The organism is Mycobacterium sp. DBP42, from assembly GCF_005924235.1.
Lineage (GTDB): Bacteria > Actinomycetota > Actinomycetes > Mycobacteriales > Mycobacteriaceae > Mycobacterium > Mycobacterium syngnathidarum.
The window spans coordinates 1-1333 of record NZ_VCMY01000102.1; the positions used below are offsets into that span (position 1 = coordinate 1).

Genomic DNA, 1333 nt, shown 5'->3' on the forward strand with positions numbered 1-1333 from the left:
GTCTCAGTGTCAGTCTGGCTTTTGCCGCGTTGCGGTGGTTGGGTCTGGATCATCTGGTGTCTGGCTCGATTTGTGTCTGTCGCCCGTTGTGGGTTGGCATTTGAGCAGTAGTGCCGGCACCAGGTGTGAAGGACCGGCCGGCGTGACTTGATAGGAGCGTGGCATCGCCCCCGACTGAGAAGTGTCCGCCGACCGGCCCAACCTCAACACACCCCTCTTCATGATTGAAGGAGGCAACCACCATGGTTGTTGTTGGAGCCGATGTACACAAGCGCAGCCACACTTTTGTCGTTGTCGATGAGGTCGGGCGCAAGCTCGGCGAGAAAACCGTCAAGGCCACCACTGACGGGCATCACACGGCCATCATGTGGGCTCGCGAGCAGTTCGGTGTCGAGTTGATTTGGGGCATCGAGGACTGCCGCAACATGTCGGCCCGGTTGGAACGTGACCTGCTCGGGGCCGGGCAGAAGGTGGTGCGGGTGCCCACCAAACTGATGGCCGCCACCCGAAAATCCGCGCGCACCAAGGGCAAGTCCGATCCGATCGATGCGCTGGCGGTGGCCCGGGCGGTGCTGCGTGAACCCGACCTGCCCGTGGCCTCGCATGACCAGGTGTCGCGGGAGCTGAAGTTGTTGACCGATCGTCGTGATGTGCTGGTGGCTCAACGTACCTCGGCGATCAACCGGTTGCACTGGCATGTTCATGATCTGGATCCCGAGCGTTCTGCGGCGTTGGGCTCACTCAACACCGTCAAACATCAGAAAGCTCTGATGGCCTGGCTCGATGAGCGGTCGGGCCTGGTCGCTGAAATCGCCCGCGCCGAGCTGACCGACATCATTCGGCTCACCGTCGAGATCAACACCCTGGCCAAACGTCTGGCCGCCGGCGCCCACCAGGCGGCCCCGGCGCTGCTGCAGATCCCCGGGTGTGCGGAGCTGACCGCGGCCAAGATCGTCGGCGAAGCCGCCGGGATCAGCCGGTTCAAAAGTGAGGCGGCGTTTGCCTGTCACTGCGGGGTGGCGCCCATCCCAGCGTGGTCAGGTGCCAGCGCCGGGCAGATGCGGCTCAGCCGGGCCGGTAACCGCCAACTCAACGCCGCCATTCACCGCATCGTCCTCACCCAGATCCGCATGACCGGCAGCGCCGGGCAGATCTACTTCCAAAAGCTGCTCGAGGCCGGCAAAACCAAAGCCGCCGCCCGCCGCTGCGTCAAACGCCGCATCGCCCGCCGGGTCTACCAAGCACTACACCAAGACGCGCCCCGCAACGACCACCAAAACCCGGTCAAGCCGCCACAATCAGTGGCGGCTTGACATAGGAGCTATTGCTCGCG

At 63.8% G+C, this 1333-nt stretch carries 1 pseudogene; it reads left to right on the plus strand.

Annotated features, from left to right (window positions below):
- Positions 1 to 242: 242 nt before the first annotated feature.
- Positions 243 to 1310, plus strand: a pseudogene (locus E0T84_RS31555) (IS110 family transposase); the annotation flags it as partial.
- Positions 1311 to 1333: the final 23 nt, after the last annotated feature.